Raw genomic sequence first — 12,774 nt, 5'->3', positions numbered from 1 at the left:
AGTGCGACAATATATGCTGGCCTTGGTGATAGGAGTATTTTTAATAATGTCGACAGGCACTAATGCGAACGGCTTGGATTTCGAAGCGTTAGTGTCTGAGCAAGGCGCAGCAGGCCCACTGCCAGCACTTCAGCCGTTTGAAGCAAGGGATGGCACCACACTTTCATATCAGCATTATCCAAGTGAATCCGACACGGCGCTGGTGCTCGTGCACGGCTCAGGGACCGACAGTCGATATCTGGCAACCTTTGCTCGCGGATTGGCAGCTTCAGGCGCCGCCGCTGTTTACACCCCGGATATTCGAGGGCATGGGCCATCTCCCGTTCGGCGCGGCGATATCGACTATATCAAGCAGCTTGAGGATGATCTTGCCGATCTTATTGCCCACATCGAAGTGGTCAATCCTCAATTAACGCGTATCGTCGTCGGTGGGCATTCGTCAGGTGGCGGGTTAGCAATACGTTTTGCTGGTGGCACGCATGGGCACCGTGCCAACGCCTATCTGCTGCTAGCGCCTTACCTAGGATACGACGCACCTACTGTTCGGAAAAGCTCGGGCGGGTGGGCAGACCCCAAAGTGACCAGGATCATTGCTATATCCATTTTGAATGAACTCGGTATTACCCACTTCAATAAGCTACCGGTGCTGCACTTTAATTTGCCGCCCGAATACCGCCAGGGCTCAGAAACGCTAGCGTATTCGTACCGGCTTATGAAGGGCTTTGCTCCCGCCAATTGGCAGAACGATCTCAGTTCTATGGCGGCTCCAGTCCTTCTTATTACTGGATCTGATGACGAAGCATTTTTTGCGGAGCGCTTCGAGCCCACTTTGCGGCCCATCGTTCCACACGCTGATATCGTCACGGTGCCTAATGCATCGCATCTGAGCCTTGTTGTGAACAAAGAGGGCATCAAGACAGCTTACCATTGGCTTCAAGCGTTATAAGAGCGAAAACCTCATGTGTATGGGATGGTGGAAACACTTATGGTTCTCACACCTAGCACTAGGATTACGTCAATATGCCCTTAATCGACATCCGTGCTGCACTCGAAACTGATGTTCCGGACATTCAATCCTGCGCACGACTGGCCTATTCAAAGTATATCAGTCGCATTGGTCGTGAACCCGCGCCCATGCATGCAGACTTCGCAAGCCTAATCGACTACGGCTACATAGATGTTGCCATCCTTGATTCACATTTTGTGGGCTATGTTGTGTTCTACCCCGAAGGCGATCATTTTCACCTCGAAAACGTTGCCATACTACCCGAGTATGGTGGCCTCGGCATTGGGAAGCGATTGATCGATCACGTGGAATGTTCAGCCGAGGAAAAGGGGTACGAAGCCGTGGAACTTTATACGAATGAAGCCATGATAGAAAATCTCGCCATGTACCCCAAACTGGGATACGTCAGGGTCGAGTGTCGGCATGAAGCGGGGTTTAATCGAGTGTATTTCCGAAAGCAGCTAAAGTTAAATGGCTGACAAGAAGAGCTTTCCTAGCCTGGATTTCTCATAGTACCTCAGCCAGTACCGCACTCAGGCTGTAACACCGCTAAACACCTACTGGCTCGACTTACATCGGCTACTTTTTAACCACTTTCCGTCCTTCAGACACACTTCCCCCTTTCCCCCATTGCGTCGGGCCGGGGGCGCCCGAGCAGTCAGTTCGGCACCAACCGCCTGACCAGATCGGATAGCGCCGTTTTATAGGGGTAGCTGTCACTCATCAACACCCGGATGCGGCGCGTATTGCGGAGGATGACCGCGCCTACTTTGATGAGCTTGAGCCTCAGGTTGCTTGGACTCATGCGCGCGAAGGGCGTGTGCTTCAGGTAAGTCCGTAACCGCTCGAACAGCGTATAAGCGAAGCCCGACAAGATCAGCCGCCACTGATTGGCCCACCAGTGCGTGCTGGAGGTCCGGTCAGCAAACAGGCTCAGTTGTTGATCCTTGATCCGGTTCTCCATGTCACCCCGGGCACAGTACTGCTCGTAGTAAAGCTTGAAGCCGTCATCGTAACGAGAGCTGATGATAAACCGGGGATTAGAGCCTAACTCACCTTCTTCTAGGCGGGCCACCACCCAGCGTGGGTATTTCCAGGAGCGGGCTTGATACTGGAAGCGGAACGTCCCCGCTACTTTCCCTCCCACCTGCCATTGGGTCTTGCGCACCAGCATCATGGGGACGTCCACTTCCTTGAGCAGCCGGCTGTTCTTTGCGATTCCCACGATGTAGTCGACGTGATGCCGATCACACCAGTTCAGCATCCGGGGACGACAAAAGTGGCTATCACCTCGTAACACGATGCGCGTATCGGGCCAGTATTGACGGATAAAGCGTACCAGTAAGGCGAGGATCGCCCAGCTATGGCGGCTGTCGCTGCGGTCACTGGTGCGCAGATAGCTCACCAGTAAGTGGCGCCCACAGAAGACATACAGTGGGAAGTAGCAGTGGTGATCGTAATAACGGTTAAAGAACTTGCCGGGTTGCTCGCCATGCACGGGGATGTCGGTGCCATCAAAGTCCAGCACGATCTCCTTGGGTGGTTCGTCATGCTGTTCAATGAAGTGATGCCACAGCAACTCATGGGCCTTCACTATTGCTTGCCGATCGGCGTTCTGCTCCACCCGGCACAGCGTCGACTTGCCTGCCAGCGTATCCTCTTCACCGAGCGCTGTCTGAAGGGCCTGATCATAGCGCAGGGCCTCATGGTCGTTGAAATCTTCATAGCCAGCGGCGACACCGAACACCCGCTGACGAACCAACGTGTCGAGCTTATGACGAACCTGTTCCGGTGAGCGGGGATCATGAAGCACGGCGGCCAAGCGGCGTGTTAGGCGATGCTGTTTATCGACTTCACGAAGCAGGAGTAATCCGGCGTCCGACGTAATGTGGCCCCCGGAGAAGTCGGCTTCAATTTGGCGGCGAGAGAGTGGCGAGAAGGTCAGCTTTTCAGGTACCATTTTGGAAGCGGCTGTTGGTGTTGGTTTTTGGTGTAAGGCCCTGAAACGTTAACACTTTCAGCCGCTTTCTTTTATACCCTGTGAGAAATCCGGGCTAGTTGGGTCGATTCAGTGAACGCGTCACTCTTGAGTTCATCACCGTATTGGAGATTGGTGATTTGAGAAAAGTATTAATGAGCGCCTGTCTCTTGGGTAAAAAGGTTCGCTATGATGGTGGCGCCCTTTCCGTGGATGATCAGATCGTTGAGCAGTGGCGTTCTGAAGGCCGAATCGTTTCTGTTTGCCCCGAAGTTGAGGCGGGGATGAGTATTCCCAGGCCGCCCGCGGAGATTTTCCAAGGCAGTGGTAAGGGTGTTTTAAACGGTGAGGTCGATGTTATCGAAGACGATGGAGGCAAGGTGACCAATGAATTTTTAGCAGGTGCCTCTATCGCTTTGAACCTGTGCCGTAAATTCGCTATCGATATCGCAGTGCTTGCTGAGTTCAGTCCTTCATGTGGAAGCACCGCTATTTATGACGGCAGTTTCTCTGGTAAAAAAGTACCGGGTATGGGAGTAACAGCCGCACTGCTCCGGGAACATGGTGTGCACGTGTTTAGTCAGTATGAAATAGCCCGAGCTAACACTGCACTTCTTGCTACAAGTTCGTGAAAGCAGTACTAGGATTCGAGATATGACGCCTATTATTCGGTCTACTAACGACAAGGCGTTCGCGGAAAAATTAATTCGCCAAAATATGTCTGCTTACTACGAACAGTTGGATATGCGCTGGAATACAGCCCTGTTTGATAAACAATGGGAGGAGTTAGACAGTTACGAATTAGTTATTAACGCTAGTCCAGTTGGGTTGTTATGCATAAATCACGATGAAGCCGCTTACTATATTCGAGAGCTACAAATTGATCAGAAGTGGCAGCGCCAAGGCTTAGGTACAGCGGCAATCCGCCACACGAAGGAAATCGCCCAACAGTCGGGCATCCGCTTACTTCGGCTGCGTGTGTTTTGTATCAACCCAGCAATAGCGCTATACGAGCGTATGGGGTTTCGCGTGCGTAAAACAGAGGGCGGGACTCACTATATGGAGCGGAGCATACTCTAACCCGTTAAATTAATGGGGCTTTACTGTTAAGTACTACAAGAGATTGCGCCGGTGCTGCTGGAACCTACCGACGCTCGCTTTACTTTTTTAGGTTGGATGACGGGGTAGTTTGCCGATTTTTGTATTAATAACCTACCGTAAAGGCTTTCTGAATATGCTGGGGCGTCTCGGCTTCATCAAGCATCGCTACCGCGAAATCCTCCATTGAAATGCGAGATTCTCCGTTATTGTCCACGACGAGGGTATCGGTGCCAAGACGATATCGTCCCGTACGCTCTCCAGGCATGAGCATGGCGGCAGGGGAGAAATAAGTCCACGCTGTGCTGGTTTCACCCAAGCAGAGTTCATACTGAGCTTGGCATGCCTTGGCAATTTCTAGCGCAGAGGCAGGAAGGAAATCGGGGGCTGTTAAGACCGTATCACCGGCGCGCCCGGGGATTAGCAATCGCGCGGCTCCGCCTACCAAGAGCACTCGCTGACCCGGAAGGGCACTCGCCATTAGAGAACGGGTTAGCGCGACCAACGTCGCTTCTTTTCCATCGGGTGGGCGAACGGCGCTGATCAACACGTCTTGTCCTTGAATAACATGAGCTAGCTGGTGTGAGTCTGCTATATCCGTGACACAGCGGCTTGCTTTAGCGGGCAGTTTGTTAAGCTGACTCTCTGTTCTCACCACGCCGGTTACGTTATGACCACGTGCTAATGCTTCATTCATAATGCGTTTGCCAACGTCGCCAGCGGCACCAAATATTGCAATTTTCATGATATATCTCTCTTGGGCTCATTAGTTAAGTTGTTTGGCTTTGCCAATGTTGAGCAGGGTAATTCCGGCTCCAATTAATAGGGTGCCAAGCAGTAAGCCTTCGGGAGCGGTTTCTCCTTGCAACAATATGGCGACCGGAACGCCCACCACGGCGCCGACGGAACCCAATAGGCTCAGAAACACCGGGCCGCCGCTTTTCTGTAGCAGGAAGAGCAGTAAGAACTGGCCTGCGAAGACCATCGCCTGGAGTGCAATCAGCAAGAACGGCAGGGAGCGTTCTGTTGGAACGTTCAGTGAGAAGCCAGGCAGAAACCCCACGCTGAGGAGAATGATGGCCGCTGCGATAAGCATCCCCGGCGCCAACGCATCGCTGGATACACCTTCTGGCCAGCGTAAGGTTCGGTAGAGGTTGCCGATAGCCAGCAGGACGGGGCCAATTAAAGCGAGGAGAATCCAGAGGTAATCAGCATCCGGGGCGGAAAACTTATGAAAGGCGAGGGTGACGGCCCCCGCAAGGGCTGATATAACCCCCGCCGCACGCAACACCTGAAACCGCTCCATTTTTAACGCTAATGCGCCGATGTAGGTGAGTAGCGGTGGCAGAGTGATGATTAATGCCACGAACCCCGCACCCACATGGGGGATAGCTGAGAAAAAAAGCAGGTTGGCACCCGCTACGCCCAGCAGACCTGAAATAGCGTAATACTCAACGGTGCGAACGTTAACCGGCGGCAGATTGCCGCGGAAGGCCGCGAGAACCAATAGAATAAGCGCCGCTCCTGAAATTGACCAAAACAGAAAAGCGAGCGCCGGTAGCTGAATGTCACCGGCAAGTTTTGCCAAATTAGTCGATAGACCCAGCAAGGCGCCGCCGGATAACAGATACACCAGTGGGGCAAGCCAAGCTCTTTTGCGTGAGTGTGTGCGAGTAGTGCTTAATGATGTCATTCGCGTAGTTCTCATTGGTACCGTTTCGAAGTGTCTTGATATCAAGATATGTGTGATTAATCTTGACGTCAAGATAATTAAGCGCAAAATACGCTCATGGATCATGTAGACAACATTCTCAAACAGTGGCGGCAGGAGCGGCCTGACCTCGATGTAGCGCCGATGGCTACCATCGGGCGGGTCAAACGGCTTAACCACGCTTTAATACGCGTAATGGAGAAGACCTGGGCGAAATACGGTCTGACTGACGCGAGCTTTGACGTTCTGGCAACTCTTCGCCGTGAGGGAGCGCCCTACGCGCTATCGCCGGGGAATTTGATGGCATCCACCATGGTGACTTCAGGCACCATGACTCACCGCATCAATCAACTGGAAAAGGCGGGTTTGATCAAGCGGGTCAAAAACCCCGACGATGGTCGTGGTTTTCTCATCTCTCTTTCCCAGCGTGGATTCGAGTTAATCGATGAAGCTGTTGCTGCTCATGTGGAAACCCAGGCGCAGCTGGTAAGCGGCTTGACTGAAGAGCAACGAGCGCAACTCGATGAGCTGCTTAAACAGTTCTTGGCGGGATTGGAGCAGGAGTGATGCTTGGCATAGCGGCAACTTAGCCACTATTGAGAAGAGTCACGCCTAGACTCTGTTCCATCTCGCTTAAACACCTGAAGACGTTGGCATGGCTGATACGCAGCGCTTGGCTGGCGCCGGATAGCGACCCCACCTCTGCAATCGCTAGATCGTCCCACCTTATTTGCAGTTCATTCATGCAAACTGAGTTGTCATTTTTCGCGAATGTTTGAGCGTATTTGAACAGGCTAGTCTGTCGTTGAACCAATCAATAGGGGAAGCGAAGAATGAATGTGTTGATCGTCTTGGCTCATCCTGAACGCAAGTCGTTTAATGGCGGCCTAGTGGATGAGGCGGTAGAACAGCTGGTGGGCGAGGGGCATACAGTGGAAGTGGATGATCTCTATGCTGAGCAGTTTGATCCGGTGGAGCGCCCTGAGCAATATCCGCATAGCGCCGTGGCGTCGGACTACTTCTATCCCCTCAATGAGCAGCGGGCTCACTACGAGAAAAACACATTACCGCAGGATGTCCAGCGGGAGTTGGCGCGGTTGGAGTGGGCTGACTTGGTGATCTTCCAGTTTCCCTTATGGTGGCACGCCCAGCCTGCCATTTTGAAAGGCTGGTTTGATCGGGTGTTGGTGTATGGCGGGCGCTATACCAGCCGCATGCGTTACGACAGAGGCTACTATCGCGGTAGGAAGGCGATGCTATCAGTCACCACGGGCTCACCGGAGAAAGCATTTCAGCCTTTTGGCCGAGCTGGCAATATGGTGCACTGGCTGTGGCCCATACACGCATCGTTGTACTACGTTGGCTTTGACGTGCTGGCGCCTCAGGTGAGCTACGGCATTCAGGGCGGCGGTATTCGTTACCAAGAGGAAGCTGACATCATTGGTCACCTAGAGGTCTGCAAAGCGGCTTGGGTAGATCGTCTGAGAAACTTGGACAGCGAACTGCCCATCCCCTTTACCGGATGGGATGACTGGGACGAAGATGGCGTTTTACGCCAAACAAACCCGTTGAGATGGCGGCTAGGCTGAGCTCGTGTAGACTCTTACTGTCTATAAAACAGATCAGCAAAAGGCCCAATCAGCGCCATGACCACCTCGAACCACCGTTTTTCCGATGCTGAGCGCCGTGGGCTCTACCGCGCCATACACGAGCGGCGCGATGTGCGCTCGCAATTTCTGCCCGACAGAATACCTCCTGATGTACTGGCCCGCCTTTTGGAGGCCGCGCATCATGCGCCTTCAGTGGGATTTATGCAGCCCTGGGATTTCATCGTGATTGAAAGTCGCAGCGTCAGAGAAGCAGTGCTGGCGATGTTCGAGCAGGAGAATCAGAAGGCCGCCGAACGCTTTGAAGGCGAGCGTCAAGCGCATTATCACAGCCTTAAGCTGCAAGGTATTATGGAGAGCCCGCTTAATCTCTGTATTACCTGTGACCGAAGCCGGGGCGGCCCTCACGTGCTGGGGCGCAATAGTATGGTGGATACCGATCTTTTCAGCACTTGTCTCGCTGTACAGAATCTCTGGTTGGCTGCGCGGGTAGAAGGTATTGGCGTTGGTTGGGTGAGCATTCTCGACCAAGAGCAGCTGAGCAAGGCGCTGAATCTGCCTGACCACGTTTACCCCTTGGCGTATCTCTGCCTTGGCTATGTTAGCGAGTTTTTAGACCAACCAGAGCTTGAAGCTAAAGGCTGGCGCTCTCGCTTGCCATTAAGTGAACTAGTACATGGTGATCAGTGGGGGCAGCCGCTTGCCAGTGGTTTGTGAGGAAGTTTTTATAAGGGGGGCCAGCTCGCTGTGCCCAAGTCATCTACTCTTTGCTTGCGGCGCTGGTTCTTGTCTTCGTACATGCGCTGGTCTGCCAGAGCAAATACCTGTATGGCAGGCACTTCGCTGGAGCTGGCGAATCCCAAGCTCAAATGAAGCGTCAGTTCTTCACGTTCACCGCTAGCGGTGTCGATAATGCAACGCTGTTCAGGCAAATTGTCTCTGATCAAGTTGGCCATACGCTTGGCTGCCGTCAAGTCGGCAGAAGGAAATAGAATGACGAATTCATCGCCACCGCAGCGTGCAAGTATGTCGCTGTCCCTGCAGTGAAGTTGCAGGTACTTGGCAACGCTGGAAATCAGTTGATCGCCTGCAACATGACCATAATGGTCGTTCACTTCCTTAAGCTTGTCGACGTCCATCATCAATACAGCAAAATCCAGGCTCGGCGTCTGCGCCTTGCCTTGAATGCTCATTTGCAGCGCGGCTTCCAAGAAACCGCGGTTATAAAGGCCGGTGAGTCCGTCACGCTCAGCCGTTTTCTTCAATTCCAAATGTAGCAATTTATTTTCGGTAGCGGCCGCCAGTTGGTCGGCAAAGAGGGAAAGTATTTGCTCTAAGCCGTCTTCTCGGCTGGGAGCTTTCATGATCAGCCAGCCTTCGTACAAGCTTAGACGGCCTTCCATGGACATGACATATAGGTTCTCGCCTTCGTCTGTTTGTGGCAGTGTGCCCGGCTGTACTCTTTGCCTATGAACGCTGGCCAATAGATGCTTTAGACGCTGTTCATCCTTTGGGCTTAGTCCCGCAACAGCCGCGTAGCGTGTTACTTCACAACGTTGTCGTTCTTGTACAAAAACAGCAAAACCGTAGTCGGGGAAATGGGAGTGTAGGTGGTTTAAGGAGTCATCCAGCAGGGTATGGATATTGGTCGCACGATTTGCCACCGTCCCGAGATCAAGCAGCGCGTGAAAGACTCGGTTCTGAAACTGAATCTCGCCAATGCTGCGGCCGATCTGACGATTCTGACTGTACGTTATGCGGCCTATGGTTAGAAAATAGACGATTGCCCCCGTCCATTGGTAGATGTCTAAATTGTTGCTCACATAGGGGCGAAACTTGAATCCCGTTAAGGCGCTTCCAATTAAGGCTGCGGTTGTGAAAAGTACGGCTGAAATAAGCATCTTCCGTACCCCGCCGACCACTAAATTGTTCATCAAACAGGCAAGCCCAATGGTGATGGTGCCTAAAGCGTAAAAATCCAGCACGCTGCACCAAAAACCAAATAGCAGGCTGTCATAGAGAAGATTTCTGAACTCGGCACGCTTGGAGTTCTGGGCGCTTACAGCAAGCGCATAGGCAATGCCGGGCCATAGCAGCAGCAAAATCCCGGGCAGAATAAGTGTCCAGCCGCTGCCTTCTACCACGGCGATCCATACGGTGAGTCCGAAGGTATGGCAAAAGGCAAAAATTCGCGGGGCAATTGTCGCCAATGCAAGACGGTGTATGCGTCTCAAAGAAGATTGCATTCGTGAGTCTGTATTCTGAGTTGTTTGAGTAACAGGCTAGCATCTAAGAGGTTAAGAAGCCTTATCCTCAAGTCAGGCGAATAGAGCCTTACTTGCTCTTAGGTTTTAGACAGTGTCAGGGCACATCTACTGGATTTGATAAAGCGCACTCGCAACTTGTTAGTAAACGGTTTGCGTGTTTGCGAAGCGCCTCTTTGAGGCCGTCTGGTTCTAGGATGGTAAATTGAAATGGGAGCTGTGCCAGCCAATAGGCAAACCACTCGAAATTATCCGTGCGTGTATGGAGCAGTAGTCCACCTTCAACCTGTTCGAACTGACCTGTACAGAAAAATTGGTTCTCAAAGTCAGCGGACGCGGCATGATCAATGTGTAGCACCAGTGATACTTCATGAGTGGGGCCCCAGGACATGAGGCTTTCGCTCAAAAAATCGGCTGCATCAAAGCGGGTGGGGCGTATGAAGGTACCTGAGAGTAGGTGCACGCCGCTGATACGATCTAACCGAAATGAGCGCATGGCTCCCCGTAGATGGCAAAAACCGACGGCATACCACCTACCTTGTTGGAAAACTAGCCCGTAGGGGTCGATCTGACGCTCAATCGGATCATGCTGCGGGGAGTGGTAGGTAAGCCCCACGGTTCGCATGGCCTCTGTGGCTTTAGTCAGCGTCTCAAGGGCGCGGTCATCACGGCTGGGTTCGCGCCGGGGTAAGATCACCTGAGTGGTCTCACTGATGCCGCGAACACGGCTTTTTAAATTAGCTGGCATCACTCGCTCGAGCTTCGCTTGTACGCTGGCAATGGCGGGCGTTGCGTTTGTTAACCCCAGTTGGCTAGCGGCCAATAAGCCTAACGAAACGGCGAATGTCTCTTCGTCGGTAAACATCATGGGTGGCAGCTTGAAGCCAGCCACCAATCGGTAGCCACCGTAGCGCCCTTGCTCGGTCACTATCGGCACGCCTATATCTTCCAGCGCCGTAATGTATCGCCGTATAGTGCGCCGATCCACGCCCAGGCGTTCGGCCAATTCAGCGCCGCCCATTTGGCCATTAGCTTGCAGCAACTCAAGCACCGCAAGTACGCGTGTTGTGGGGCCTGCCATTACTGCCTCCCTACTGAAGCCATCGTTAAAGTCTTGCAGAAATATGCATTGTTGCTTTTATTTAGGGCGGATTCTCACCTATTAACAAACTAATCTGACCTGGCAGTACCTTATGTCACCTGAAGATTGAATGAAAAAGGAGCCTAATATGTCAGAACTAACGTTTTACACCCACCCTATGTCCCGCGGGCGCGTTGTGCGCTGGATGTTGGAAGAAGTAGGCATAGACTACTCGGTAAAGGCGATGGAGTTCGATTCAGAGATGAAATCTGAGGACTACTTGGCCATAAACCCCATGGGCAAGGTGCCTGCCATCAAACATGGCAACACTGTTGTGACGGAAGTGGCGGCTATCTGCGCGTACCTGGCGGATCAGGTTCCGGATAAAAAGCTTTCACCACCCCCGCAATCTCCCGAACGTGGAGTTTATTATCGCTGGCTGTTTTTTATGGCGGGTCCGTTTGAAATGGCTACTAGTGCAAAGGCCTACAATTGGAAAATCGACAGCAGCAACGTACAGGCCGTTGGTTGTGGCCAAGTGGAAGACAGTATCAATACGCTTGAAAAAGTACTCAGTGAAAACGCTTATATTTGCGGCGATCAGTTTACTGCCGCAGATATATTGGTTAGCAGTTATCTCTGGTGGGAAACAATGCAGGAGAATATCCCACCAAAAGAGGTGTTTAAGCATTACATAGAGCGTATGGAAAGCAGGCCAGCAGCCAAGCGGGCCAATGAGTTGGACGATGAACTGGCTAAGAAAATGAAGCCTTTGTCCGTCTGATGGCTTAATTGCATTGCCGCTTTTGTATTAAGTTGGCAATTGCTTTCAAGGTAGATGAACCCTATCTGGTTGCAGTTTTTGCTACAGATAATAGCGGTAAAGCCTCTGGCTAGCGGCGTGTGCGGAAGGTATCGGCGCTGGCCAGCCTACCCATATATCGCTACTGTATTCGCCTGTGCTAAATAAGATAGGGCGCCATTCATGCAAAGCGATATCACCCTCCAGTGGCTAAGACCCGACGCCCCTAATCGCGGCAGCTGGGGCTTTAAGGGGCGCTTATGATCAGTGGCCGCGCATTACGCTATTTCGATACTGTGGCCCGGTGTCGTTCGCTGCGCCAAGCTGCCGCCCAACTGCATATTGCCCCCACAGCGATTAGCCGCCAGATCGATTTACTGGAACACCAGCTTGGCGCACCACTCATCGAGCGTGGCCCCAACGGCATTAGCCTGACGGCGGCGGGGGAGTTGTTGGCTGCCCAGGCGCAGCGTACCCTCCGTGACCTAGAGCGGGTGCAGGAACATATTGCCGATTTGAAGGGCTTGCGAACTGGGCGGGTCAGTTTGCAGGTGGCGGAAGGCGTTGTCGCTGGCTTGCTAGCGCCTACGTTAGCCAAGATGGGGCAGCGCTATCCCCATTTGAGTTTTGATATCGGGATCGTCAGCGCTAGCCAAATGGTGGAGGCGCTGCGCCGAGGCGATGCCGATATTGGCTTGTCCTTCTTTATGCCCCGCCATGATGACATTGTGCCCTTTGCTAGCGCCGAGTTGCACCACCATGCAGTGATGGCTCCAAGCCATCCATTGACCGCAGCTTCTGAGGTGAGTCTTCACTCCCTGGCAACGCACCGGCTGATCCTGCCTGATGAATCTTATGGCGTGCGCCAAGCGCTGGAGCGCGCCGCTCATCAGGCCGGGATAGTTCTGGCCCCCACCTTTAGAACCGCTTCACTGGAAACTCAAAAAGCACTCGCCCTTAACGGTGCAGGTGTTCTGGTATTGCCACCGATGGCGGTAGCTCGGGAGTGCCAATTAGGTCAACTCGTTAGCATTCCCTTGGCTTCTTCAGAGCTTGAAGCAGCGCGGGTAGATCTCTGCGTTTATCGCCATCGCCAGCGTAGCTTTGCCACCGAGGCGTGCCTTTCGCTGCTGGCAAGTGCCCTACAAACACTGCAATCTCCGTCATCTTGAAAGATATTGAAAGAAGAACCTGAAAGAATAGAGTGCACACAAAAAGTGGACACGC

General features: G+C 52.8%; 15 protein-coding genes. 9 read left to right on the top strand and 6 right to left on the bottom strand.

The genetic code is table 11. The features are described 5' to 3' along the window. Window positions 1–46: 46 nt before the first annotated feature. Window positions 47–946, top strand: coding sequence for an alpha/beta hydrolase (locus LMS44_RS16075; RefSeq protein ID WP_498945675.1), 900 nt, complete (start codon window positions 47–49; stop codon window positions 944–946). 74 nt (window positions 947–1,020) lie between these two features. Continuing rightward, window positions 1,021–1,485, top strand: a complete 465-nt coding sequence (locus LMS44_RS16070; protein WP_138801079.1) for a GNAT family N-acetyltransferase — start codon at window positions 1,021–1,023, stop codon at window positions 1,483–1,485. Between the two features lie 179 nt (window positions 1,486–1,664). Here LMS44_RS16070 and LMS44_RS16065 read toward each other — a convergent pair whose 3' ends face one another. Beyond that, complete coding sequence (locus LMS44_RS16065; protein ID WP_179917458.1) at window positions 1,665–2,966, bottom strand: IS1380 family transposase; 1,302 nt, start codon at window positions 2,964–2,966, stop codon at window positions 1,665–1,667. 143 nt (window positions 2,967–3,109) lie between these two features. On the opposite strand from LMS44_RS16065, the gene LMS44_RS16060 reads away from it, so the two are divergent. Then, complete coding sequence (locus tag LMS44_RS16060) at window positions 3,110–3,616, top strand: 2-thiouracil desulfurase family protein (RefSeq protein ID WP_278370134.1); 507 nt, start codon at window positions 3,110–3,112, stop codon at window positions 3,614–3,616. Between the two features lie 22 nt (window positions 3,617–3,638). After that, entirely contained in the window at window positions 3,639–4,064 is a 426-nt protein-coding gene (locus LMS44_RS16055; RefSeq protein WP_278370097.1) for a GNAT family N-acetyltransferase, read from the top strand. A 124-nt stretch (window positions 4,065–4,188) separates the two neighbouring features. Here the strand turns inward: LMS44_RS16055 and LMS44_RS16050 are convergent, their stop codons facing one another. Then, entirely contained in the window at window positions 4,189–4,827 is a 639-nt protein-coding gene (locus LMS44_RS16050) for an NAD(P)-dependent oxidoreductase (RefSeq protein WP_278370096.1), read from the bottom strand. Window positions 4,828–4,848: 21 nt separating this feature from the next. Next, the gene (locus LMS44_RS16045; protein ID WP_278370095.1) at window positions 4,849–5,775 is read right to left on the bottom strand and encodes a DMT family transporter; all 927 of its coding nucleotides are present in this window, start codon (window positions 5,773–5,775) and stop codon (window positions 4,849–4,851) included. A gap of 96 nt (window positions 5,776–5,871) precedes the next feature. Between LMS44_RS16045 and LMS44_RS16040 the strand changes: the two genes are divergently transcribed. Then, window positions 5,872–6,360 carry a MarR family winged helix-turn-helix transcriptional regulator gene (locus LMS44_RS16040; protein WP_278370094.1) on the top strand — a complete coding sequence of 163 codons (489 nt, stop codon included), beginning with the start codon at window positions 5,872–5,874 and terminating at the stop codon, window positions 6,358–6,360. A gap of 19 nt (window positions 6,361–6,379) precedes the next feature. On the opposite strand, the gene LMS44_RS16035 is transcribed toward LMS44_RS16040, so the two are convergent. Further along, complete coding sequence (locus LMS44_RS16035) at window positions 6,380–6,538, bottom strand: helix-turn-helix domain-containing protein (protein ID WP_340638811.1); 159 nt, start codon at window positions 6,536–6,538, stop codon at window positions 6,380–6,382. Between the two features lie 88 nt (window positions 6,539–6,626). Between LMS44_RS16035 and LMS44_RS16030 the strand changes: the two genes are divergently transcribed. Both LMS44_RS16030 and bluB read left to right on the top strand, forming a co-directional pair. Then, window positions 6,627–7,382, top strand: a complete 756-nt coding sequence (locus tag LMS44_RS16030; protein ID WP_022522511.1) for an NAD(P)H-dependent oxidoreductase — start codon at window positions 6,627–6,629, stop codon at window positions 7,380–7,382. Between the two features lie 57 nt (window positions 7,383–7,439). After that, the gene (gene bluB / locus LMS44_RS16025) at window positions 7,440–8,117 is read left to right on the top strand and encodes a 5,6-dimethylbenzimidazole synthase (protein ID WP_278370093.1); all 678 of its coding nucleotides are present in this window, start codon (window positions 7,440–7,442) and stop codon (window positions 8,115–8,117) included. A gap of 8 nt (window positions 8,118–8,125) precedes the next feature. Here bluB and LMS44_RS16020 read toward each other — a convergent pair whose 3' ends face one another. Then, window positions 8,126–9,646: a sensor domain-containing diguanylate cyclase gene (locus tag LMS44_RS16020; RefSeq protein ID WP_498945670.1), complete on the bottom strand. Its 1,521-nt coding sequence runs from the start codon at window positions 9,644–9,646 to the stop codon at window positions 8,126–8,128. Window positions 9,647–9,761: 115 nt separating this feature from the next. Next, complete coding sequence (locus LMS44_RS16015) at window positions 9,762–10,745, bottom strand: helix-turn-helix transcriptional regulator (protein ID WP_498945668.1); 984 nt, start codon at window positions 10,743–10,745, stop codon at window positions 9,762–9,764. Between the two features lie 148 nt (window positions 10,746–10,893). Between LMS44_RS16015 and LMS44_RS16010 the strand changes: the two genes are divergently transcribed. Next, a complete protein-coding gene (locus tag LMS44_RS16010) occupies window positions 10,894–11,529 on the top strand; it encodes a glutathione S-transferase family protein (RefSeq protein WP_041158265.1) in 636 nt (211 codons plus the stop codon). A gap of 278 nt (window positions 11,530–11,807) precedes the next feature. Next, entirely contained in the window at window positions 11,808–12,719 is a 912-nt protein-coding gene (locus tag LMS44_RS16005; RefSeq protein ID WP_190374839.1) for a LysR family transcriptional regulator, read from the top strand. Window positions 12,720–12,774 lie beyond the last annotated feature (55 nt).

This window comes from Halomonas profundus (genome assembly GCF_020865425.1).
GTDB lineage: Bacteria > Pseudomonadota > Gammaproteobacteria > Pseudomonadales > Halomonadaceae > Vreelandella > Vreelandella titanicae.
The sequence above is the reverse complement of the archived record's forward strand: the minus strand, read 5'-3'. Positions and strand labels throughout refer to the sequence as shown.